The following is a 24,829-nucleotide window of genomic DNA, read 5'->3' on the forward strand; positions in this document are numbered from 1 at the left end:
TGCGTCGAATTGAACAGGGTTGACTTAGTCTTCTTACTCGAGCCAGATGTTTTCGAGGCCAAGTCAAAAGCTAGTGAATGGTCATGAGTTTGCCTGCTCTTTGGGGCCAGTTTGCTTTCACGGACTTCACGACCAGGCGCGACTATTCGAGCGCGTTTGCTCATGACGATTAAGCCCGCTGCCATCGCCGCCGCCCAATTGCCGTCGTGCCAAATCAGTGTCAGAAATTCACATGGCTGGATTTCTCTCAGTGAAGCTTGCCAACATCGTTATGGATCGTGTCGCTCGGCTCATCATCGGGCGTGTCAACGCTTAGCGAGCAAGAGGCGCTGCCGCTGCTAGCTAACGGTCTATTAAACAAACAAGTTGCATTTGAGTTGAGGATCACCGAGTACATCGTTCAATTACATCGCGGACACATTATGCGAAAAATGGAAGCGGGCTCTCTTGCAGCCTTAGTCAGGATCGCCGACACGCTCAGCCCTTATAACCGGGAGCACCAACAGATACAATAGGCCACCTGAACCAGACCAAAGCTTTCTTCATTGCGCTTCTTCTCGCTCCAGCGTGAAGAACGCTGCCTGGAAATCGCCGCGCAGCGAGATGCTAACTCCGTGGTGCATCCAATAGTCCCCGCTGGCTCTCTGTACAGCGCCGTCAGCTAGCTTGCCTTCGTGCGCATGAAGGCTGTACACCGCATTTGGATCAAGCCCGCGCAAATAGAGCTGCGGATAAGGTTGGCCCTTTTGGCTTGAATGCAGGAAAGCGAAGATGGCCGCTTGATGGCCATCGCGTGCTACTGATTCGGTCACCGAATACTCGCTTTCTCCAACGGGAGAGATCAACCGGTATAGAGCGCCGTCCTGTACAGTGGTCCGGACCGCCTTATATTCGCCAACCAGCCTCTTTGCTGCCGCAAAATCCTCGGTCGTCCACTTATTCAGGTTTGCGCCAATGCCAAGACCGCCCTGCATCGAGGAAAGAAACCGATATACAAGCGAGGTCGACCGGCCGTTCATCCCGCTCGGAGAATCAGTCACCCAAGCCATCATTACGCCAGGGGCGTAAGCGTACGTAAAACCGTCCTGGATGCCGAGGCGATCGAATGGATCGGTGTTGTCGGACGGCCAGGCCTCATCGGTCAAGCGCAGGATTCCCAGATCAACGCGCGCTCCACCACCAGAACAGGACTCAATTTCCACGTGCTGATGCTTCTCCCGCAGGTCGGCGAGAATACTGTAAAGATTGTGCACATACTTTACGTAGACCTCCTTCTGCTTCTCAACCGGTGCCGCCGGCCACCCTGGCTCGGACCAGTTACGGTTGTAGTCCCACTTTAGAAAGGAAATGTCATTCTCGCTGAGCAGCTTATCGAGAAAGCCATAGACATAAGCCCTGACGTCATCGCGAGCAAGGTTCAGGACAAGCTGATGGCGGCCCTCGGTTCGTGGGCGATCGGCAAAATTCAAAACCCAGTCCGGATGCTTCCGATACAGATCGCTGTTCGGATTGACCATCTCCGGCTCGACCCACAGCCCGAAGTCCATGCCGAGCGAGTGCACTTTATCGATCAAAGGCTTCAATCCCTGCGGAAACTTCTGTGGATTCACATACCAGTCGCCGAGTCCCGCGTGATCGTCTTTCCGCTCACCAAACCAACCGTCGTCCATCACGAAGCGCTCGACTCCGATACTGGCAGCCTTTTCCGCCAGGGCCTCTTGCCCGGCCTCGTTGACGTCGAAGCCTGTTGCCTCCCAGGAGTTATATAGGACGGGCCGCAAACGACGATGTGGAGCTCCGGGGACGATGGAATCAAGCTCGAATCGGTGTAAGAGACGTGACGCGCCGCCGATCCCCGTATTCGAATATCCGCCATAAAACCTGGGCGTCTCCAGGGACTGACCAGGAGCGAGGACATATGAGAAATCAAAGGGAGTATTTCCGCCCGTTATGCGAACCCGGTTTTGCCAGTCTGTTTCAACGTTGATCTGCCAGGAACCGCTCCACCCAAGCGCGCCAAACCAAACATCGCCGACGTCCTGATCCGGCTGACTGGAGCGCTCGATGGCGAACCAAGGGTTTACCTCGTCGCCGGTAGAGCCGCGACGGCTCTCGAGGACGACCTTCCCGGGATGCAATGCTGTCTGTTGCAGATTCCATTCTCCCGCCCAACGCCCAGTGAGGTAGCGCAGCTGGTAGTCATTGCTAGGACCCAGGTTCCAGGTCGCTGCAAAGACATCTTCAATGGTAAAAGGCAGCTGGGTTCGATTCTCGATACGAGCTGAGCGCGCAAGAATATCTGTTTCCTCGTCCATCTTATAGGTCAGGTCGACCGCCACATCGCGGCTGATGTCTTTGAGCGTGATGGTCAAGGTATTGTTCTGAATCGTGTGCGATACGTAATGCAGCACCAAATCGCGATTGCCATCCGGAAATGTGATCTTCAGATTGGGCACAACCACCAGGCCTCCGCCCCAGCCGGCGAACTCCTGTGGAGTGGCGTTCACCGGCAGATCAAACGCTGAGGTGCCTCCATCCGCGCGCGCTGGCGGCATGGGATCGGCAGGGCGCAGGCGCTTTCCCCAATAGAGCGACTGCAGCTCTCCATTCTGATTGACACCGAAGACATACGAAACGCCCGCGCCATCCATGCGGAAGGTGTGTGTTGTGTCATCGTACTGAATCCGCTCCGATTCAGTGCTAGCGGATTGGCCCAGCGCTGGACATCTGGGCGCGATCACGGGAACGCAGAATGCGACCGCCAGGAAAATACCTAATCGCCGATGTTGTGGCGGCCCAAAGACTCCAGATTGGAAGAAACTTCTTTCACGCATCTGATTCCTCGCTGAGTGCTCGTACCGTCATCCGGCTTCGCGCTCTCCAAATATTGCAACAGGAATTGGGTGTTCCATTTTCGCTGGCAAGTGGATCTTAGTGGTCCGCGATTGATATCGGACCGTCAGATCCGCCTCCCGGTCAGCCATCACAATGGCGGAAGACAAGTGGCCGTTCTGCCAGAAGATTGAGACAGTGAAGCCCCCCCGTGCTCGGAGTCCGCGCACGGAGCCGGTAGGCCACTTGGACGGCAAAGCGGGGAGCAGATGGAGCACACCGCTGTGCGATTGCAGCAGCATCTCGGCAATGCCTGCGGCTCCTGCGGTGTTGCCGTCGATTGCAAAGATATTGCTTTCTGCCCCAGCCACTCCGCCTCGCGAATACGTTAGCAGCGAATCATCCGCGGCATGAGCAATGAGCCCGCGCAGATGAAGATGCGCCGCGTCTCCATCTCGAAGGCGCGCGTAATAGTTGACGAGGTTGGCGCGACTCCACTCCGTGTCCTCCCAGTTTGGTTGGTGAATGCGTCGTTCGAGGGTGACACGCGCTGCGGCTGCCAGAACCGGGGTTTTGTCGGGTGAGATCTGATCTTCGGGGTAGAGCGCGATTAGATGGGAAGTATGCCTATGGTTGGGTTCGGCCTCGTCAAAGTCCTCGAGCCACTCCTGCAGTTGGCCATATTTGCCGATCTGCAATGGTGGCAGGCGATCTCGGGCATTGACCATCTCAGCTCGCAATTTCTCATCAATGCCAAGCGATTCGGAAGCCTGAATGCAGGCTGAGAGCAGCGAATATACCAGGACGCGGTCGCAGGTTGGTCCCATCGAGTCCGAGCACGGTTTTCCTGTGTCGGGAGCCACAAACCAGTTTTCCGGAGAGTTGGATGGGCCAGTCACCAGCCATTTCTTCGTAGGATGCTCAACCATATACGACAGGAAGAACCTGGACGCGTCGCGCAGGACTGGATAGGCCTTATCGCGAAGGAACGCCTGATCGCCAGTGAAGCGGAAATGCTTCCAGAGTTGCAGAGCGATCCAGACGCCGCCCGTCACGAACATTCCCCAGCCAAGGCCCCATCCGGGCGCCGAGTATCCCCAGGCGTTTGTAACTACATGAGCGACCCAACCCTCCGCGTCATACATTTGCCGTGCCGTCTGGGTACCGCTGACGTGCAGCCCCTCCACCAGTTTTGCGAGTGGAGCATGGCATTCGCTGAGATTGCCCACCTCGCATAGCCAGTAATTCTGTTGCGTGTTAATGTCGAGGTGAAAATCGTCGGTCCATCCCATTCCGGCGGCGAGTCCATCGTTCCAAATGCCCTGCAGGGCGAGTGGTAAGGGAGAATCTTCGCGCGAGCCTGCAATGGTTAGATAGCGGCCATACTGAAAGAAGAGCGCACAGAGTTCTGGATCGTCGCCGCTCGCCACGAGCCGTTTTCGCCGCTCGTCGATGGGTAGCGTCGAGATTCCTCCACTCCGGCCCAGATCAATCGACACGCGATGATATAGAGCGCCATAATCCGCAATATGCGTTTCCCGTAGGGATTGGTAAGACCGCCCGCTAGCAGCATCTATGGTTTTGACGCATTCCTGCTCGGGCCTTCCTCCACGAAAGTCGCTTGCGACAGCTATCAACAGCGTGATGGCATTGGCAGCCTGAACCGTGATTTTCCCATTGGCGCTATGAATATCCCCGGATTCAGGGATGACCCGAACCTGACATTCGAACTGTGTTCCGTGTCTCCCATCACTATGCAAACTTTCCCAGGCATTTCCCTTGAGGGCCAAACTTCCAGCGCCGACAGTAATCTCTCCCGGCAACCATGGCTCTCCAAATGCGATGTTGCAGGAAAGCCCGCCAGGTTTGGTCGAAGTCATTCGGACGACGATGACTCCCGCCGGGTGTGAGGCAAATACCTCGCGATGGAAGATCACGTCGCCAGTAGCAAATTCGACCCGCGCGATGGCTTCATCAAGATCAAGAGAGCGACGATACCGTGAGATCTCACCTGCGAATATTGTTTCGATCTCCAGGAATACCATCGGTACAGCAGTACCGAATTGGCCCTCACTGCCCAACAGGTTTTTCCGGCAGAGTTCTTCTGCTTCCGTGTAACGCCCTGCGAAGAAGAGGCTGCGAATGTCGGATATGGACTCTCGCGCTGCGGGATTTACGTCGTGGACACCGGGTGTCCCCGACCACAAAGTACTCTCAGTCAGGTGCAACCGCTCACGATTCGTACCTCCAAAGACCATGGCCCCAAGCCTGCCGTTTCCCACCGGCAATGCCTGCAGCCACCGATCCGCTGGACGCTGAAACCATATCGGCGTCTCCCTGATTTCCGGTACGGCCAAGCCGCGGTTGAGTGCGGCGGTGGCCATTGCGCCAAGCAAGAAATCCCGTCGACTTGGTTTCACACGAACTTCCCTTCCACCGGTTGATCAATAGGTTGAGGTACAGGTTCACTCTACAGCGAGATCGGTATGAACGCGTGTACGTTCACGCACATTCCAAACTTACACACCGCTTCCCTAGCCTGTCAAAATCCATCCTTCACGGTTTTTAAGCGATCCGATGTGCGAAACTGTGAGCGACGCCAGACATGAAATCAACAAACAAACACGGCAAAGCGGCTGGTATTCGTGATATCGCGGAGGCTTTGGGAACATCGATCGGCACGGTAGATCGCGCCCTCCATGGACGTAGCGGTGTAAGCGCCCGTACCAAGGCCAAGGTGTTGCGCATGGCCGAACAACTCGGATACAAGCCCAACATCGCAGCCAGATCGCTCAAGCTCAACCGGAATGTTCGTATTGCTGCCGTATTCCCCCGCGAAATAGCAGCCTTCTTCGATCCTCTGCGTGGGGGCATTCAAGCTGCAGCGGACGAAGCTGTCGGAATGCAGCTTACGCTGGATTTCATCGACTATCCCCGCCTTGGTTCAGGCGATGTCGCTGCCCTGGAAAGTGCGGCGTCGAAGAAATATGACGGGATTCTCTTCACGCCCGGACGCCCTCGCGAATTGGCCGGTGTTATTCGCCGTATCGTTGGACAAGGCACTCCGATGCTCTGCGTCGCCAGCGACGCACCTGACAGCGGCCGCATCTCTTCCGTCACGGTGGATGCCTACATCAGTGGCGCGCTTGCAGCGGAGCTTCTATCGCACAAGCTCCAAGCTCCGTCTCGTGTCGCAACCATCACCGGCGATTTGGCCACCTTTGACCACGCGGAGAAACTTCGTGGATTTGCCGCAACCCTCGCAATGCTTGCTCCCCATTTGACCCTTCTCCCAGTGGTTGAGTCTCACGAAAGCCCGGAAGATGCCTATCGGCAATCCATTGCACTGTTAAAGGTCAAAACGCGCCCCGACGCAATTTACATCAGCACAGCAAATAGCCTTCCAGTGCTACGGGCGCTTGAGGAGCTGAAACTTCTCGGCCGCGTGCAGGTAATTGCAACTGATCTTTTTCCGGAGCTCGTACCGCTTTTGGAGTCCGGAAAAGTGTTGGCGACGCTCTATCAGCGCCCGGAAGCGCAGGGCAAGACCGCATTCGAGACGCTTATCGCTCACCTTACGGATAAGGACAAGCCAATCAAGGTGCACCGCTTCGCCCCGCACATCATTCTGCGCAGCAATCTTCCGCTTTTTGTCGGCAGGCTCACCAACGTAGCGGGTTCTTAGCCAGTTAGCCGCTTATCAGTTAGCCGGCACAAATCGAATGGCGCAACCGCCGCCACTCGCCAAGTGTAAGACGAGGGTATCGCTGCTTCGCACGCTCTGCTGGCGTATGGAAATATGTTTAGGATTCTGGCCGGCGTCTGCGGCATCTTCATAAAGCTCCGCCTTGTACGTGCCTTTTCCGAGAAATTGCAGAGGGACGCGCAGGTCGCGTGACGTCCAGTTCGTGAGACTCCCAAGATACCATTCGTCGCCGTGACGTCGTGCGATGGTCACAAATTCACCTGGCTCACCATTCAACACCCGGATAGCATCCCATGTCGTGGGCACGTCCTTAATGAAGCGAAAGTCTGGCTGATTCGCGTACGCCGATGGTGCGTCGGAGACCATGGCAAGCGGCTCGTCGAATACCACATAAAGCGCAAGTTGCTGCGCACGCGTCCCCATGACCATCGGGTTCTTGTCACGTGCAACGAAATCCTCGCGCGTCACATTCTCAAAGCCGCCAGGGGTGTAGTCCATCGGACCGCTCAACATGCGGGTGAACGGAAACGTTGTTCGGTTGACTGGGCCATCGCGACGGCCCGCCTTGTTGTTTTCGAGACCAAGCACTGCTTCGTAATCGAGAACGTTCGGATACGTTCTCTGAATGCCCCAGGGCTGTGTCGCACCGTGAAAATCCACCATCAGATGGTGTTCGGCAGCAAGCTTTGCTACGTCGTAATACCACTGGATTCCCTCCTGATCGTTGCGAAGGACAAAGTCGATCTTCACACCCGCAACTCCCCACTTTTCATAGAGAGGGAACGCCTGTTGCATTTGTTCTGCGACGGCCTTGGAATACAGCCATATCCAGATCTTCACGTGCTTCTTTGCAGCGTACTGCACCAGTTCAGGCACATCGACATTACCGCGCATCTTTGTGATGTCGCGATCTGACCAGCCAGCATCGAGCATCATGTACGGAAACCCGGATTCTGCTGCGAAATCGACGTAGTATTCCATGTTTTTCGTGGTGTATGCGGATTGGCCATCCGGTCCCAGATCGCCATTCCACCAGTTCCAGGAAGCCTTCCCCGGGTGAATCCAACTTGTGTCCTCTATGCGGTTTGGAGGGTTGAGATCGGTGATGATGTTGGACTCCACGAGTTCGCCTGGAGTGTCGCCGATCAGGATTACGCGCCATGCGCTATTGTGGGGCAGAGTCGCATCGACGGCTGGCCCTTTTCCGTCCAATGTTGGGGATATCTTGCTGACGAGATAGTGGCCGGTCCAGTTGCCCGTTGGGTTTTCCAGATACATCGCGGCGTTGCCTTCCAGATCTGCTTCCCCCACTGCAGCCCATGCCAGGCCAGGCATGTGCAGCAACATTGGCGCGCCGTTGAGGATGTAGCTTGAAACGCCGCCCTGATTGCTGAGGGCGCTGAGAACCTGTGGCACATATTCACTTTCATAAGCACTCTCATAGTTCGGCAGGCGCAGTGCCCAGGCATTTGCATCCATTACAGGCCGAAACTCGGTATCCTCCTGCGTCAGCCGATACCGTGATAGTCCGGATTGTTCTGGGACGTGATACCGAAACGCCAGACCACTGTTGTAGACTCTCGCCTCGATCTCGAATGTGCGGCCCGAGCCGACGCTTTCCCGAACGTGGATTGTGAGACTGTTGTACGGATCATGAACCTTAGAAGTCTTACCAGCGAGCAGGCTGTAATCGTCCGCGTCAGAACCGGTGGCGGCACTCGTGATGTGTACATTGGCGCCTAACGGCGCTTGATTCTCCAGTTCGAGGCGCAACGCTGAGTCTTCAAACACTTGCTTTCCATGGAATGTAACTGCGTAAACGAGTTGGCCATCTGTTGCCCCTGCCTGCTGACCGCTGCCAGTTTGCACGCTGAAATGTACAGCGATCTGATGGTTTGGCGAACTCACTTCGACCGGGCTCGACTGAGCAAGAACTAACATCGAGCCAGAAACTGAGAAAAGTGAAATCAGGCAAAACGCAGAAGACCAGAACTGCAACATAAGTTTCTCCCTTGGGAAAGAATAAAGGTCGATCACGCGGCCAACATATACACAAGAACGGCTTCCCGTAAAGAGAAGCCGTTTCGTTGATTGTTCTGAATCGTTAGAACACGTACTTCAATGCCAATTGGAAGAACCGCGCATCCGGTGTGTTGTTCTGGAAGAACTTCGGCCCTGAAATCAGACCGCCGTTCGCGTTCATGGAACCATTCGGGGTTCCGAGCGTTGGGTGGTTCAGTACGTTAAAACCGTCCGCCCTGAATTGCAGTTTCTCTTCGCGCCACACTGGAAAGTCTTTGAACAACGACATGTTGACCTGGTAATAGCCAGGGCCATACACGTTGTTTTGCGGGCTTCCGAGGAGCGCGATCGCAGTTGCTCTGTCGGTCACTGGCGCCTGGAACTTGACCGGAACGCCGTCCGGATTCACCGATCCGACCGGATGTGTTGCATCCGAGATCATTTCACCGGGCAGGGGGTTACGGAATGCGCAAGGGTTGATGTAATTCAGCTTGGTCTTAACCTTCGCGGGGCATGAGGTAAGGCTTGGATTGCTAGGATCAGGCGCTCCGCCTCCGCCATATGGACTGCGCACAGGGAATGCGCGCGCGCCGCCTCCAGATGCAGTACTGATGTTGGGAGATACAGTGAATGGAGTACCGGTTTGCGCAGCGTAGGTCAGGCTGGAAGACCATCCGCCTGCAATTTCGTCGAGCCAACGAGAAGAATTGCCCAGAAAGGCCCGACCGTGTCCAAACGGCAGCTCATAATTCCCGTTGATCGTAAAGCGATTCCGAATGTCAAAGACTGAGTTGGTGAATTCATCAATATAGGGAATCAGAGCCTGCTGACGATCGCCGATAGCGCTGAAGAGACCGCCTGCATCGCTTGCATCATCCAGCGCATGCGACCACGTATATGTCGCGAGGAAGGTTAGACCGTGCGAGTAGCGCTTCTCTACCTTTGTCTGGAGGGAGTTATAGGTGCTCACGCCTCCGAAATGCACCTCGCCGACGCCACCTAGATCCGGGAAGGGGTTAAACGGATTCGTATTGGTGCCGGGTCGCCACAGGCCCGGCGCAGTGTTGGGAGCACCATACATTTCAAGATGGCGAGAGAGGTTGCCGACGTAGGTCATCGTGAACGACATGCTGGGTGAGATCTGCTGCTGCACACCGAAGCTGTAGTTCATGGTGTATGGGGGTTTGACCTTCGGATCGATCGAGTGGAAGCCGGGTTGAGAAATGAAAGTTTGCAGTTGACCGTTGTTTGTAGCTGGTAGCAAACCGGCCTGCAGCGAGACCCCCTGGGAAGCGACCGACGGACAGTTGCCCTGTACGCACGTAGGGGCGTAGAAACTCGCCTGGTTCGAATACGGGAAGTTCGCTCCAAGGTTTCCATTGCCTTCTGACTGAAGACCACCGAAGAAGAGGCCAAAGCCCGCGCGGACAACTGTCTTGTCCATCGGGGAATACGCAAATCCGATTCGGGGAGCAAAATCGGTCTTCTGCGACGCCACCAGACGATCATTGTCCACAAACTGTACGGTCACATTGTCCTTGGCCAGTGCATTTAGAAAAGGTGCGCCCAAAACAATGTTCTGCTGGCTCCTGGGGAATTGAACCACACCAGAACCCGTCCCAATGCCTAGCGGCCCAGTAACTACGAAGTTCGCCTGCTGTCCGCCATTCTCTTTGTAGGGTTGGAAGAAGTCATATCGAATACCCAGATTCAAGGTAAGTTTCCGCGTCAGCTTCCAGTCGTCCTGTACATAACCCGCGTCGTACCATTGCGCGTCGTTCACGTTGGGAGAGACGGAGATGGCCGCGTAATTTTCCTGATCAACAAGCATGTCGGCTACTGCCGATCCAGTATTAGCGACACCGACAAGACCTGTGAACTGCCCGTTCCAGTGGTATTGCCCAAGATCCGCGGGTGCGTAAATGTAGTAGAAGCGTATCGCCTGGAATGAGGCTCCAAACTTTACAGAGTGGTTCCCCCAGATCTTAGTCACGTTGTCGAGAATCTGGTAGACATTCTGTGATTCACGACTAATGCCAGTCGACCCCCACTGCTGGATGGTTCCGTTGACATAGCCCGATGGAAGACCGTACTGTCCGGGCTTCAGGTACGACGGTTGAGGCCCAAGTCCCAGAGAACTATTCAGCGTGGGATTGTCAGCATTCGGCTGCTGAAAGTTAAAGACGCCCCAGTTGTAACCGAAGCGGAACTCATTGGTCAAAGTTGGCGTGAAGATGTGAGTTTCGCTGCCCATGAAGTTCATGGCCAGGTTGGTGTCATACTCTCCGCCGTAGCCACTGCCGTCAAGCACGGGTCCGAGCGGCAAGCCGTTCGTCTTGATCTCGTGCAGGTAGCTATACCGTGCGTAGCTCTGGTCCCTGGCACTGATATTCCAATCCAAACGCTGGTCCCACTGGATTGTGTTGTCGCTATTGCCCACGTTCACAAGATAGTTGTTATACAGCTTGCCGTTGTTGGCATTAGGAGCGGGGTAAAGACTGAGAATATTCTGGGCAACGGAATTGATCTGATTCGCGCAAAAGACGTTCTGCTGACCATTGCAGACCACGGGTTGATTTGGATCGGCTGTGTTCGGCTCATACAACTTGGTGGGCGCTCCAACGCCTGTAAGATCGCCGTTCAGCAGCTCAGAAAAATTCCCCTGACGCTCGAGCGCTGAAGGGACGTTGATCGGCGTCGGGTTACTGATCGAGATACGGTTTACTTCCATATCGCCGAAGTAGAAGAGCTTGTTTTTCCAAATGGGCAATCCGAGCGTCGCTCCGAATTGATTCTGGTGATAGGGCGGAGCCACCGCATCGGGACCTGCATTCCAGTTGATTGCATCAAGATTCGTATTACGAAAATATTCCCAGACATCCCCGTGGATTTGATTCGTACCGGACTTGATGTTCGCCTGCAGGACCGCGCCAGCAGAGTGGCCAAACTCCGCGCTGAAGTTGCTTGTTTGCAAGCTGAACTCGGACAGGGCATCTGGCGGGGGCCTCATAATGTAGCTCGACCCGTTCAGGAAGTCGACCAGGTTGGTGTTGTTGTCGACGCCGTCGAGAATAAAGTTATTTTGCTCGGCACGCTGACCATTTGCGACGAAGTCGCCGCTGCCCGATCCGCGCGTGTTGCCGAAGGGCGGTGCAACGCCATCAGTCAACTGAGCCATGTATACCCAGTTCCGACCGTTCAGGGGCGTGTCGTTGATCTCCTTGGTGCTGATCACCTGGCCGACCGCGGCGTCCTGCGTCTGGAGAATCACCGCTTCGGCGTCGACTTTCACCGTCTCGGTAACAGCGCCTGTTGGCAGCTTGAAGTTCAGGTTAAGCCGTTGCTGAATGTCGAGATGCACGTTTTCGTTGCTTACTGTCTGAAACCCCTTCGAAGACGCGGACACCGTATAGTTGCCGATCTTCAGAGGGGAAAAAACAAAGACACCGCTGTTGTTGGATTCGGTCTCCAGAGCCAAACCGGTATCGATGTTCGTGGCAGTGACTTGAGCGTTCGCAATTACCGCGCCGGTGGAGTCCTGCACCACGCCCGTAATGGAGCCCTGATCGGTTTGAGCTAAGGAATAAGCGGAAGCCAGCAGCAGCAACGCTGCTACTGCGGACGCCAGAAAGCTAGGTCTCTTCGAAATACTAGGCCTCAAGAGTCGATTCACCATCGGTCTACCTCTCCAGTGTTGGGCAGGATTTTGTCTGCCCCTGCCTCGTTACTGAATCTTCTTAATGTGTACGTACACGGAATGCGGGAAAATGTTCCTGTGTACGTTACCGCAAAAATGTAATCTCAAAATGAAAGACTTGTCAAGAAGGCATTTTGAGAGGCACGCTCGCGCCGAAAGGCGTCTCGCACCATCTGCCTCGCCCAGCCCTCTATCCCATTTGGAATCTGTGGGGAAAACGACAATACAGCTGCAGTTTCTCGGACGGCCCCGTTATCGTTACCTTTTTAGATCTGATTGGTTCATTAAATTGAGAATTGACAGTACTGGAGATTAAGTTCAACATTGAACGGTATTGTGTACGTTACCGTACAAGGTCGCCAGGATTGGATCATTCTTTTCGCACCTTGAGCGTCGGACCAATCCTGCCCATGAGTTTGGAGGAGGCGGAGAGTGCAAGTTGAGACTGCAGCAGAATCGTTAGATCCTCTATCGTCAGATTGCGGGTACGATCAGCAATACTTTGCCCCCGGTCGGGTCAACCTCATCGGTGAACATACCGACTACACGGGCGGCCTGGTTTTGCCGATGGCGATCCCATTTCAAAGTACCGCCTCCATCGCTACGAATTGCAATTCCGCGTATGAATTCACAAGTAACCACTTTTCCACGCAACGCCGCCTGCATCTCGATGAAGAGGTTAACGCGATCGGCGATTGGAGTGATTACTGTGTAGGAGTACTCCAACAACTGAGGAATCGCGGCATCGAGATCGCGCCGTTTCGCCTTCACATCGGAGGCAACGTTCCTATAGGGGCCGGGTTGAGCTCATCCGCCTCGATTGAGGTGGCTACCATCATGGCGCTTCTGGCGCATGCCAAGGCGACAATGGCGGTCGAAGAGATGGCCATCCTTTGCCGTCGAGCGGAGAATGAGTTTGTGGGATCGCCATGCGGGATCATGGACCAGTTTGTCATCCTTGCCGCGCATTCTGCTCATGCGCTCTTGTTGCATACCAGCAGTCTTCGTAATGAGCATCTGTCGCTACAGAGCAAACATCTTTCTGAAACCCGGATCATCGTCGTGAACTCCATGGTGAAGCACTCCATCGCTGCCGGCGATTATGGTGTGCGGCGGCGTGAAGTTGAGTCGGGCCAACAAATTCTGCGAGAACACTTTCCGGAGCTTGCCGATCTTGGCCAGGCGTCCTTGGGACAGCTGGAGACTCGCAGGGCGTCAATGTCTCCGGAAAGCTATCGTCGTTGCCGCCACATCATTTCTGAAAACGATCGCGTGCGAGGCGCAAGGGCAGCGATCCTGGCCGATGACCCAGGTCTGCTTGGCGATTTGATGACGCGTTCCCACGTAAGTCAACGGGACGATTTCGCTTGCTCATGCGAAGAAATCGACTTTCTAGTCGATTGTGCGCTCAGGCAACCCGGCTGTTTTGGTGCGAGGCTAACCGGAGGAGGATTCGGCGGATGCACGGTCAATCTTGTAGCTGCTGATCACGCAGAAGCGTTTGTTGCCGCCGTGACCCGCGACTACAAAGGCGCCTTCAAGATAGACGCCGCCTCCTACGTCTGCGAAGCTGCGGCTGGCGCCGTGGCTCAAAACTCATCAAGCGACTGCTTGTGAAGGGGACTTCTCCTCAATTATGCGAGAGAACAAAACTGTAAAGAATCGCGGAATCCTCATAAGCTCGCTCTCTCGATGGAGGCCCGCGTCATATATTCCTGTTCCCAGACTTCACATCCAAACCAATATCCTCGCGAAGTCAGCCCGTTACTTGACAATCGCAAAGCGCGGCTCCTACAGTGACGGTAACGTACACGGTCGGCAGAATCGCGTATGACTCATCCGGGTCGTGTACGCACTCAACTTCGGCCGTGAGGGGGATCCCATGTGGCAGGATGCGGTGGACGCAATGAACCCAGACAATCAGACGCCGGCCGATTTACCTAAATTGGAACTGCCGCCTGCGCCCGCAGCGGAACAAGGGCCCGTCAAGGCCTGGCACGCACCGGTCTCCATGCTCACCTACATGCCGGCAGACCCCGACCCCAATCCTCTTTTTCTCGAGAAGCGCGTCTACCAGGGCAGCAGCGGTCGTGTCTATCCACTGCCGGTAATTGATTACATTGAACGAAACCCGCATCCTCACTCCTGGGACGCCGTACACATCGAAAACGAATTCCTGCGTCTCATGATCTTGCCCGCTATCGGCGGCCGCATCCATGTTGGCGTCGATAAGCGCACCGGCTATGACTTCTTCTATCGCCAGAACGTCATCAAGCCTGCCCTCGTCGGCCTCGCCGGCCCTTGGATCTCAGGAGGCGTAGAATTCAACTGGCCTCAGCATCATCGCCCCGCCACATTTATGCCCGTGGAAATCGCCATCGAGCGCGATCCTGACGGTTCGGTCACAATCTGGTGCAGCGACCACGATCCCATGGCCCGCATGAAAGGCATGCACGGCGTCTGCCTCTATCCCGGCAAGGCGTACGTCGAGCTCAAAGTTCGCCTTTACAACCGTACTCTCCAAACCCAGACCTTTCTGTGGTGGGCCAACGTTGCCACCCACGTCCACGAGCACTACCAGTCGTTCTTTCCGAAAGATGTGCGCTACGCTGCCGATCATGCCAAGCGTGCCGTCACCGAATACCCCTTCAGCCATGGCCTTTATTACGGCATCGACTATGGCGAGCGCGCCCGCACTGGCGTTCCTTCCGAAGAATTGCCCAGCCAGTTCGTCCCCGATGGCTCCTACCCACCAAACGACCTGGGCTGGTACGCCAACATCCCCGTTCCCACCAGCTATATGATCATGGGCTCCCGTGGAGACTTCTTCGGCGGCTATGACCATCGCAGGCGCGCCGGCACTGTCGCGTACGCAAACCGCCACATCGCTCCCGGCAAAAAACAGTGGACCTGGGGCAACCACGACTTCGGCTACGCCTGGGACCGGAGCCTCACCGACAGTGACGGCCCTTACGTCGAGCTCATGTCCGGCGTCTACACCGACAATCAGCCGGACTTCTCGTTCCTCGCGCCTGGCGAAACTAAGACTTTCAGCCAATATTGGTACCCCATCGGCGACATCGGCGTCCCCGACCTCGCCAATTTGCACGCCGCTCTCCGCGTCGAGAAATCCAACGGATTCGTCACCCTCCACCTTCAGGTCACCGAAAATCTTCTTGAAGCGGGTCTCAACGTCCGCATCGGCAAATCGGAAATTGCGCGCTGGACCGGCAATCTTACGATCGCCGATCCGCTGCATCTGCAGCTCCCCACCAACGGGTCCTCCGGTTCTCTCGAAGTCATACTCACAGAGGGTGCTCGCCGCGTACTCCGCTATGCGCCGGACGAAATTGTGCCCGTGCCGTCTCCGACCGTCGCCACCGAGCCGCCCTTACCCGAAGGAGTGGCCAGCAACGACGAGCTTTTTCTGAACGGCCTCCACCTTGAGCAATATCGCCACCCTACCCGCGCGCCAGAGATCTACTGGCGCGAGGCCATTAAGCGCGACCCCGGCGACAGCCGCTGCAATCTTGCGCTGGGCCGTTGGTACCTGAATCGCGGCGAATTCGACCAGGCCGAGAAACATCTCCTTGCCTCCATCGCCCGCCTCACTATGCGCAACCCCAATCCGCCAGACGGCGAGCCACACTACACCCTTGGCCTGGCCCTCTCTTATCAGGAACGTCCAGATGAAGCTTACGACGCCTTCTATAAGAGCACGTGGAACGCCGCCTGGCGCGCTCCCGCTTATCACCGCCTTGCTGAGATCGACTGCACTCGCGCCGACTGGACAGCCGCGCTCGATCATCTCGACCGATCCCTCCGCGCGGAAACCGACAACCTTAATGCCCGCAATCTCCGCACGCTCGTGCTACGCCGTCTCGGCCGCATCGCAGATGCTGCAGCCTTCCTTGCGGATACCCGCGCCCTCGATCCTCTTGACATCTTCAGTCGCTGGCTGGCGACGGATGTGCCTCCTCAGGACGGCCAACTTCTGCTTGACCTCGCCCTCGACCTCGTGCGTGCAGGCTTCCTCGGCGAAGCGCTGTCGATGCTAACCGCCGCAACCCCAGGCACAACCGCCGGCGTCGAGCCGGTGCTGCTGTATTTGCAGGCCGACATTCTCCATCGCATCGGGCGTCTCCGCGAAGGCGCTGCCGTTCGCGAGCGCGCTCGCCACGCTGATCCGGCCTACGTCTTTCCCAGCCGCCTTGAAGAACTTTTCCTGCTTAGCAAAGCGGTGCAGGAAAATCCAGGCGATCCGCATGCACCCTACTATCTCGGCAATCTCCTGTTTGACCGCCGCCGCTACTCCGAAGCCATCGTGATGTGGGAGCGCGCCGTTGCACTTGAAACCTCCTTCGCCACTCCCTGGCGCAATCTCGGCATCGGGTACTTCAATGCGCTCCACGATCCCGTTCGCGCTCTGCAGGCATTCGCGAAAGCCCGCTCCGCCGCGCCATCCGATGCTCGCATCCTGTATGAATATGACCAGCTCCTGAAGCGCACTGGCCATGCTCTCACTGAGCGATTGGCCGGTCTCGAAGCTAATGCAGCGATTGTTCAAGAACGCGATGACCTCTCGGTCGAACTCACTGCGCTCTACAACAACCTCGATCAGCCCCATCGTGCTCTCGATCTTCTCCTCAGCCATGAATTTCAGCCATGGGAGGGAGGCGAGGGTCTTGTGCTGTCTCAGTATGTTCGTGCCAATGTGCTGCTGGCGCATCGTTCTCTGCATTGTGGAGAGCCTGCGGCGGCCATCGCCAACCTGCTTGCCGCATCCAACCCGCCCGGGAATCTCAGTGAAGCCAAACACCTGCTGATGAACCACAGCATGATTGACTACTGGCTCGGCATGGCGCACCACGATGCAGGCAATCGCTGCGAAGCCGAACATCACTGGACCCGCGCCGCTCGCCAGAAAGGCGACTTTCAGCAGATGCAGGTACAAGCCGTCTCGGAAAACACCTACTGGAGCGCCTTGGCCCTGCGTCGGCTCGGCTGCGAGCAGGATGCTTTCCGCGCCTTTCGAGCAATCCTCGACTACTCCGTTCGTCTTCAAAGCCAGACGCCGAAGATCGACTACTTCGCCACTTCCCTGCCCGCCATGCTTCTCTTCGAGGAAGACCTTGCCCGGCGCCAGACCATTACGGCTCGCTTCCTTGAAGCGCAAGCGCGACTCGGGCTCGGCGAGCAGGCAGACGGTCTCGGCCTGCTCGAAGAAGTACTCGCCATGGACAACGCCCATACAGGCGCGATCGATCTGCTCCGGTTCCACAGGAGATAGCGATGCACGGTCCCTCACTACCCGCCGCTCCTCATTCCTCCTCGGTCACGCCGCGGCGTAGCCTCTACATCTGGGGCATCGCCCTGATTGCTGCATTGGGTGGTCTGCTCTTCGGCTATGACTGGGTCGTCATCGGAGGCGCCCGGCAGTTTTACGAGGTCTACTTCCACCTCACCTCCGCCTCTCTGATCGGATGGGCGAACAGTTGCGCCCTGGTCGGATGCCTGCTCGGTTCTCTTGCCGCAGGAACCCTCGCCGACCGCTATGGGCGTCGCCGCATTCTCTTCGCCGCAGCCGTACTCTTCGCTGTCTCCTCTGTACTGACTGGCTGGGCTTGGTCCTTTCACGCCTTCATCTTCTGGCGCATCCTCGGCGGCACCGCCATCGGTCTCAGCTCCAATGTCTCGCCCCTCTACATTGCCGAGATCAGCCCTGCAGCCCATCGCGGACGCCTGGTCAGCCTCAACCAGTTCGCCATCGTCGTTGGTATCCTTCTCGCTCAGATCGTCAATTGGCGCCTAGCCCGCCCAGTGCCCACTGGCCTGCCGGCCCACTTGCTGCTCCAGACCTGGAACGTGCAGTACGGATGGCGCTGGATGTTCACCGCAGTCGCCGCGCCTGCGGTCGTCTTCACCCTCGCTTCGCTTTTCATCCCAGAGAGCCCCCGCTGGCTCTGCGGCATCGGCCGCGCCCGCCAAGCCCATGCGATCCTCGAGCGCATTGGTGGCCCCGACTACGCCCGCGCCGAAATAGCCGGCATCGAATCCGCGCAGCGCTCCGACGCCGCGTTGCCACAATCTTCCTGGCGCGAGCTTCTTTTCCCCGCGTTTCGCAAAATCCTCCTCGTGGGCATCGCGCTCGCTGCGCTCCAGCAGTGGACCGGCATCAACATCCTCTTCAACTACGCGGCCGAGGTCTATCGAAGCGCAGGCTACGGAGCCAACGACATATTCCTCAATATCGTCATCACCGGCACCATTAACCTTGTCTTCACTGTGCTCGCCATGGTCCTCGTCGACCGCCTTGGCCGCCGCCTCATGATGCTCGCCGGCTGCATTGGCATCGGAGTCTCCCATCTTTTCTGCGCCTGGGCCTACCACGCCCAATGGCGCGGCACAGCGGTCCTCCTGCTCACCCTGAGCGCGATTGCCTGCTATGCCCTCACCCTGGCGCCCGTCACCTGGGTCCTGATCGCCGAGATATTTCCCCGCCGCATCCGCTCGCAAGGCGTCTCCACTGCCGTCAGTGCCCTGTGGATCGCCTCCTTCCTTCTCACCTATACTTTTCCCCTCCTGATGCAGCTTGAGGGCACAGCCGGCATCTTCCTCACTTACGGCGTCATCTGTCTGGTTGGCTTTGTTTTCGTCGCTGCCTTAGTTCCTGAGACCAAAGGACGCACCCTCGAGCAGATCGGCGCTGACGTCACCCAAGCCTGAGGGTCTGCTCCATCGTGCCGCCATCCTGTCATCACTATCGTCATTCGAGATACGTGTACGTACACTTTACTGTTATTTTCTATAGCGCACTCTATTCGCTATTAATTCCGATATTGACAAATCGTGTTCGTACACGTTTATATATTTTGGCGCCGGATTTTGCTCCCCTCCGGCGCTGAGAATAGTTGGCCCTTCGGCTGCTGTTTTCACCTCGAACCTGCGCCGGTCTGGCGCGGTATCGTCGACGCTCCCCAACAGCGAGCCCACCCCTCTGCGGACCCCGGCTCGCGAGGTCACGCCATGCGAACCTTTCTTTCTGTCGCAACCGCCGGTCTCCTCCTTAGCTCCCTCCTCGCGCCCGCCAGCGCCCAGGTTAACGGCGTCGGCCACAAACCCTATCTTGGCTGGAGCACATTCAGCGAGCAGACGATTAACGGAAGCTTTCTTACCCAAGCCAATATCCAGACCCAGTCCGACGCCCTCAAGGCTTCCGGAATCGAGGAGCACGGCTTCCGCTACATCAACATCGACTCTGGATGGCAGGGCAGCTTCGACGGCAATGGCAGGCCGATCCCCAACCCCACTACCTTTCCTGACATGAAATCCCTCGTCGACCACATCCACGCCAACGGCCAGAAAGCGGGCATCTACTGGATCCCCGGCATCGAGCAGCCAGCTGTCGACGGCAACTATCCCATTCTCGGCACCGGCTACCACACCCAGGACATCGTGGTCATGCCACTCGCCCAGGGCAACGCGTTCGCAGGACCGTTGCCCAATCCCTACCACGACAAAATCGACTTCACCAAACCCGGCGCGCAGGAATACATCAACTCCGTTGTCGATCTATTCGCTTCCTGGGGCATCGACTTCATCAAGCTCGACGCAGTGACACCCGGCTCTTATTCCAACAACCTCTCCATCGACAATCGCGCCGACGTACAAGCCTGGTCGCAGGCCATTGCCCAAAGCCGCCGTCCTATCTGGCTCACTGTCTCCTGGCAGCTTGATCAGGACTACCTTGACGTCTGGCAGCAATTCTCCAACGCTCGCCGCATCGACGACGACGTCGAGTGTGAAGGCGGCTGCGGAGGCTATCTCACCAACTGGCCCCGCATCGTCCTGCGCGAATACGATGACGTTGGCTGGGAAAACGCCGCCGGCCCGACCCTCGGCTGGAACGACCTGGATACACTGGACGTAGGCAACGGAAGCGCCGACGGCCTCACCGACACCGAAAAACAGACCGCCATCACCATCTGGGCCATGGCCAACGCGCCGCTCTACCTCGGCGGCGATCTCACCCAGCTCGATACCCTGCCAAGTCCGCCTTCACCAACGATGAGCTGCTCGCTGTCGATCAGTCCGGACATCCAGCGATCCAGAAAACCGGCGGCTTCCATCCCGTTTGGATTGCCGATGCCGGCGACGGCGACTACTACGTCGCTCTCTACAACTTCACCGCCTTCCCCGACCGCGTGGATGTGCGCTGGAGCGATCTGGGCTTCAAAAACGCCATTGCCGTGCGCGACATCTGGAATCACACCGAACTGGGCGCATTTCCGGGCGAATTCAGCACCATGGTTCTCGGCCACGGCGCGCGCCTTCTCAAGGTCACTCCCTTCGGCGAAATCGAGCATCTACCAGCTGGCGTCTCCTATGAGGCAGAGGCAGCTACGCTCACCGGCTCTGCAGCACCCGCTCCCTGCCCCGCCTGCTCCGGAGGCGTCAAAGTCGGCAATATCGGCGGCGCCAGCCAGGTCATCTTCAACAATGTTTCCGTGCGCAAGAGCGGCATTTACCGCATGCAGATTGATGCCATGACACAGGGCCCGCGTACCCTTGAGTACTCAGTCAATGGCGCCGCGGCTGAATCCCTCAACATGGGTGGCGGGAGCTACCTGCTGCCGCAAAGCTCCACAGTCCCCGTCGCGCTCAACTCCGGCAACAACACCATCACGTTTCTGAATCCCTCCGGCTACGGCGCCGACCTCGACCGCATTGTCATCTCCGGCGACGGCAAGGAACCCGCGCCCACCTTCACCACCTACGAGGCCGAAGGCGCGCAGCTCGCCGGCACCGCAGGCTTCAATTACAGCACCCGCGCCTCCGGAGGCGCCTATGTCGGCAGCTTCGGCGCCGGCTCCGCCAACACCATTAGCTTTAACAACGTCACCGCTGCAGCCACCGGTACGTATCAACTCGAAATTGACTATGTTACCGATGGCCCACGCACCGTCTATGTATCCATCAACGGCGCGACACCGCTGCAGCTCACCTTCAACGGCAACAACTGGTACGACCCTGTGCCTTACGTTTTGCCCGTGCAACTGCTCGCCGGCACCAATACCATCGTCTTCTCCAACCCCAATCCCACCGGCTACGCTCCCGGCATCGACGTCATCATCGTCTCCGCCGGAGCCGACACCGCTCCGCAAATCGCTTCTGATTCCGCACGCTGCCGCCGCACCGCAACACTATCGGATACGACGCCCGGAGCCATCCTCTACTACACCACCGACGGAACCACGCCCACGCAGAACTCCACCGTCTACACCAGCCCCATCCTTGTACCGAAAGGCGCCACTCTGCGCGCTATCGCCCTCGCTCCCGCCTACCCGCCGAGCGGCGTGGCTGTAGCCGCCTTCCCGTCCACCGACGATGACACTTCCGGTACGTGCGAATAGCACCCGCCGCATGATCGCAAACAGCAAGGTCGGCCCATCCGAGGCCGTCCTTGCTGTTCCAGTCTGGAAGTTACCACCGGTCTGGACCATCTCGGGGCGCAGTTCGCGGACTGCGTGGAATTTCCCCTTCCTAGGCAAATCCCAGGCAAATTTTGCTCAAAACGCACCACCTCTATTTAAGCGGGTTCGTCATACACACCGATCTCAGCAATATGAGGCCTCTCCTTGGGCTTTCCAACAGTAGACGGACCCTCTGCGATGAGACGCACGGAGTACGATGAATTGTCGTTGACGCTGGGTTTCGCCATCTGCCAGAGGAACCCAATTCTCGCCAATCCAGTGTTGAAAATGGCAGCCGCGGACGTGACTTTGCGGATAGTCATCCCCATCTGCCGACGGGTTCCACGAGCGAGACGACATTGAAGCTCTCCCGCCTTCTTAGATTTACTTCTAACCAGCCCGAGGTTTACCCCTCATCCAAATACCACTCGAATGGCTTGCGAGCATATCTGCGGCACAATCACTCGCAGCGCAGTGCGACCATGGGGTCGACGGCGAGGGCTCTGCGCGCGGGAAGCATGCAGGCGAGTGCAGCCACCAGAATGAGCAGCCCGGACGCGGCCAAAACCAAGATCGGATCGCGCGTTCCACTCTCGATCCAGCGGGCAATTAGACGATCCAGACTGAAGCTAAGTGCAAGACCGATGACTATTCCCAAGCCCACGCTGGTTCCGGCCGAGAATGCGACCAGGTACAGCACGTCGCGGCGCCGTGCTCCGAGGGCGACGCGAACGCCGAGCTCACTGGTGCGCTGCAGGACCGTGTAGGAAACTACGCTGTACAGGCCCACCGCAGCCAGAGTCAGCGCCAGAATGGAGAACGAGCCAAAGAGCATGGAGATGAGACGCGCCCTCGCATACTCCGGCTCACGCTGAATCCAGCCTTCGAGGTCCCGCACATCGCTGAAAATCTGCTGATCCGGATCAAGCGAGGCGATCTGCTGGCGGACGCTGTGCAGCATGGCAAGAGGCTCGCCCTGGGTGCGCACCAGGACCTGGGTAAATGGCAATGTCATCAGTGTGTAGGGTGCGTAGACCGCGGGCGCCGTGGGTTTCTCCAGCCCGTCATCCAGCGAATCGGCGACAACTCCAATGATCGGCAGCCATCCGTCGCTTCCGGTTGCGGTCAACCGGCTGGGAGGAGTGTTTGTGATTTGCGATATACGGACCGAATGCCCGATCGCATCTCCGCCTGAGAGATAGTGGCGGACGAATGCCTGATTCACAAGGACCAATGTGGCTCCGCGCACGATCTCGCTTTGCGCCCAGGAGCGCCCACTAAGCAGCGGAATCTGCAGCGTTGTGAAGTATTCAGGGCTGACGAATTCTACGTGCGCCTCTTGCATCTGGGAGGCCGCTTTTCCCAGGATTTCGACAGGAAGGAGCCAACCGCTATCCGGCGGAGTGGCATTGGTCGATATTCCGGCCCCAACCACGCCGGGCATTTCTGCGACTTTCTCACGAAGCTGCTCAAAAAAATGGGTGCGGTCGGCCCATGTAGTGTGCACATTTTCGCGCAGCGGAATGATGACCGACATCACGTGCTTCGGCTCATACCCCAGCGGCACGATATTCATGCGAATGAATGCCTGAATGGCAGCGCCTGCCGCCGTCATAAGCAACAGAGTCAGCGCGATTTGTCCTGCAATCAGGGCTGCGTGCAGGCGTCTGCCTTTCACGCTGCCCGTCAGCCGCCGTGTCCCGGCCTGCATCACCTCGCTGATTTCCGGCCGCGCCAACTGCAAGGCAGGAAAGAGGCCAAAGACGATTCCGCTCAGCAATGCCAGGCCTACGCTGAAAAACAGGACGGCGAAATTGATGTGGAAGTCAGCTTCATATGGGTAGGAGTGGTCCGGCAGGCGAGGGATGATAAATCCAATGGATTGGTAAGCGACAAAGATGCCCAGCCCCGCTCCTGTTACGGACAAGAGCAGAGATTCGGTGAGGAGTTGGCGTATGATGCGAAACCCGCTGGCTCCTACCGCCGAGCGGATCGCAAATTCGTGTTGGCGCGCCGCGCCCCGTGCCAGGAGCAGAATCGAGACGTTTCCGCAGCCGATGGCGAGCAGCAGCGCGACGGCCCCAAAGAGCAGGATCATCGTCTTCTTCAGGTCTCGGGTGTATGTCTCCGCGAGACCGCGCACGCTGATTTTGAATTGCTTGGGGAAGACATTCGGTGTCTGGTGGTCGAACTGCTGGTAGAGCGGCCGGAATTCGCCCTCCGCGGCGGCCATGCCGATGCCTGACCTCAACTTGATCTTGGTTCCATACCGATGGGTCTGATCGGATTCCAGCTTCAAGGGAAGATAGAGATCGCCGTCCATCCAAGTGAAGCGCGGCGGCATCACTCCTAGAATCGCATAGGTCTTGTGCGCGAGTTGGATAGTCTTTCCGACGACGGCAGGATCGCCGCGATAGTGCCGTTGCCAGAACTTGTAACTCAGCACTGCCACGGACTGAGGATCCTGTGCGTCAGGGGCGTCGGATGAGAAAATGTACCGGCCCAACAGGGGCGTCAGGCCGAGGAACTGGAAAGCGGTCCCGGACACCATGATCGCGTTGACGTCTTCGGGCACATCACCGCCGGTGACCGTCTGGCTCGTAAAGTCGAAGGCAGCTATGTCCTCGATGGCATGTGTCTGCCGAAGCTGACGAATCTGCGGACCAGTCAGCCCCCAGGTTCTATCATGGCCAGCGTTGTCCGTCATCCAGACGTCGCAGATCCGATCGATTCCCGCGTAAGGCCAGGGGTGAAGCACCGCGTCATAAAGGATGCTATAGACGGCGACGGTGGCGCCTATTCCGAGCGTGAGTGACAGGACCGCGGTGAGGGAGAATCCCGGGTTGCGAAAAATTTGCCTGAGGGCAAAGCGGAGATCCTGCAGCAGTATTGGCATCGAAGCCTCCTGCGCGAAAAGGACACGAAAGCTACCGGTCTATTGGATCGTGAGCACTTGGACTGCCACTTCTTTGACCGCTAACTATTCTGCGCCTGAAGATCCGCACATGTGCAAGTGTTCGCAGAGAGCACCGGACCGCTACCAAGAGATACCATACTTTCAATAAGTTGAGTTTTCCTGTCTGGCCGGGGAGAAGGAAC

Annotated in this window: 12 protein-coding genes and 1 pseudogene; 7 read left to right on the top strand and 6 right to left on the bottom strand. The window is 57.4% G+C overall.

Features of this window, described 5'->3' with window-relative positions:
- Positions 1–302 precede the first annotated feature (302 nt).
- Entirely contained in the window at positions 303–515 is a 213-nt protein-coding gene (locus OHL23_RS16135; protein WP_263353254.1) for a LuxR C-terminal-related transcriptional regulator, read from the top strand.
- Between the two features lie 27 nt (positions 516–542).
- Here the strand turns inward: OHL23_RS16135 and OHL23_RS16140 are convergent, their stop codons facing one another.
- Positions 543–2,834: an alpha-galactosidase gene (locus tag OHL23_RS16140; RefSeq protein ID WP_263352940.1), complete on the bottom strand. Its 2,292-nt coding sequence runs from the start codon at positions 2,832–2,834 to the stop codon at positions 543–545.
- 27 nt (positions 2,835–2,861) lie between these two features.
- Positions 2,862–5,252, bottom strand: coding sequence for a glycoside hydrolase family 95 protein (locus OHL23_RS16145; protein ID WP_263352941.1), 2,391 nt, complete (start codon positions 5,250–5,252; stop codon positions 2,862–2,864).
- Positions 5,253–5,437: 185 nt separating this feature from the next.
- Here OHL23_RS16145 and OHL23_RS16150 point away from each other — a divergent pair, with 185 nt between their 5' ends.
- A complete protein-coding gene (locus tag OHL23_RS16150; RefSeq protein ID WP_263352942.1) occupies positions 5,438–6,517 on the top strand; it encodes a LacI family DNA-binding transcriptional regulator in 1,080 nt (359 codons plus the stop codon).
- A gap of 15 nt (positions 6,518–6,532) precedes the next feature.
- On the opposite strand, the gene OHL23_RS16155 is transcribed toward OHL23_RS16150, so the two are convergent.
- Positions 6,533–8,539, bottom strand: coding sequence for a glycoside hydrolase family 97 protein (locus OHL23_RS16155; protein ID WP_263352943.1), 2,007 nt, complete (start codon positions 8,537–8,539; stop codon positions 6,533–6,535).
- A 103-nt stretch (positions 8,540–8,642) separates the two neighbouring features.
- Positions 8,643–12,236, bottom strand: a complete 3,594-nt coding sequence (locus OHL23_RS29190) for a TonB-dependent receptor (RefSeq protein WP_263352944.1) — start codon at positions 12,234–12,236, stop codon at positions 8,643–8,645.
- A 453-nt stretch (positions 12,237–12,689) separates the two neighbouring features.
- Here OHL23_RS29190 and galK point away from each other — a divergent pair, with 453 nt between their 5' ends.
- The 5 genes and pseudogenes from galK (at position 12,690) to OHL23_RS16185 (ending at position 21,670) form a co-directional block, all read left to right on the top strand.
- Positions 12,690–13,874 carry a galactokinase gene (galK, locus tag OHL23_RS16165; protein WP_263352945.1) on the top strand — a complete coding sequence of 395 codons (1,185 nt, stop codon included), beginning with the start codon at positions 12,690–12,692 and terminating at the stop codon, positions 13,872–13,874.
- Between the two features lie 265 nt (positions 13,875–14,139).
- Entirely contained in the window at positions 14,140–17,547 is a 3,408-nt protein-coding gene (locus tag OHL23_RS16170) for a DUF5107 domain-containing protein (protein ID WP_263352946.1), read from the top strand.
- A gap of 2 nt (positions 17,548–17,549) precedes the next feature.
- Complete coding sequence (locus tag OHL23_RS16175; RefSeq protein ID WP_263352947.1) at positions 17,550–18,983, top strand: sugar porter family MFS transporter; 1,434 nt, start codon at positions 17,550–17,552, stop codon at positions 18,981–18,983.
- 300 nt (positions 18,984–19,283) lie between these two features.
- A pseudogene (locus OHL23_RS16180) lies at positions 19,284–20,237 on the top strand (glycoside hydrolase family 27 protein); the annotation flags it as partial.
- A 158-nt stretch (positions 20,238–20,395) separates the two neighbouring features.
- Positions 20,396–21,670 (top strand): CBM35 domain-containing protein, encoded by a 1,275-nt coding sequence (locus tag OHL23_RS16185; protein ID WP_263353255.1) that lies wholly within the window; start codon positions 20,396–20,398, stop codon positions 21,668–21,670.
- Positions 21,671–21,846: 176 nt separating this feature from the next.
- On the opposite strand, the gene OHL23_RS16190 is transcribed toward OHL23_RS16185, so the two are convergent.
- Positions 21,847–22,053 (bottom strand): hypothetical protein, encoded by a 207-nt coding sequence (locus OHL23_RS16190; protein ID WP_263352948.1) that lies wholly within the window; start codon positions 22,051–22,053, stop codon positions 21,847–21,849.
- A 137-nt stretch (positions 22,054–22,190) separates the two neighbouring features.
- Positions 22,191–24,626, bottom strand: a complete 2,436-nt coding sequence (locus tag OHL23_RS16195) for an ABC transporter permease (protein ID WP_263352949.1) — start codon at positions 24,624–24,626, stop codon at positions 22,191–22,193.
- Between the last annotated feature and the right edge of the window lie 203 nt (positions 24,627–24,829).

The organism is Acidicapsa acidisoli (genome assembly GCF_025685625.1).
Taxonomy (GTDB): Bacteria; Acidobacteriota; Terriglobia; order Terriglobales; family Acidobacteriaceae; genus Acidicapsa; species Acidicapsa acidisoli.

Coding starts and splice junctions, on each gene's coding strand:
- OHL23_RS16140 (WP_263352940.1), bottom strand. CDS start 2,834: ATGCGTGAAAGAAGTTTCTTCCAATCTGGAGTCTTTGGGCCGCCACAA.
- OHL23_RS16150 (WP_263352942.1), top strand. CDS start 5,438: ATGAAATCAACAAACAAACACGGCAAAGCGGCTGGTATTCGTGATATC.
- OHL23_RS16155 (WP_263352943.1), bottom strand. CDS start 8,539: ATGTTGCAGTTCTGGTCTTCTGCGTTTTGCCTGATTTCACTTTTCTCA.
- OHL23_RS29190 (WP_263352944.1), bottom strand. CDS start 12,236: ATGGTGAATCGACTCTTGAGGCCTAGTATTTCGAAGAGACCTAGCTTT.
- OHL23_RS16170 (WP_263352946.1), top strand. CDS start 14,140: ATGTGGCAGGATGCGGTGGACGCAATGAACCCAGACAATCAGACGCCG.
- OHL23_RS16175 (WP_263352947.1), top strand. CDS start 17,550: ATGCACGGTCCCTCACTACCCGCCGCTCCTCATTCCTCCTCGGTCACG.
- OHL23_RS16190 (WP_263352948.1), bottom strand. CDS start 22,053: ATGACTATCCGCAAAGTCACGTCCGCGGCTGCCATTTTCAACACTGGA.
- OHL23_RS16195 (WP_263352949.1), bottom strand. CDS start 24,626: ATGCCAATACTGCTGCAGGATCTCCGCTTTGCCCTCAGGCAAATTTTT.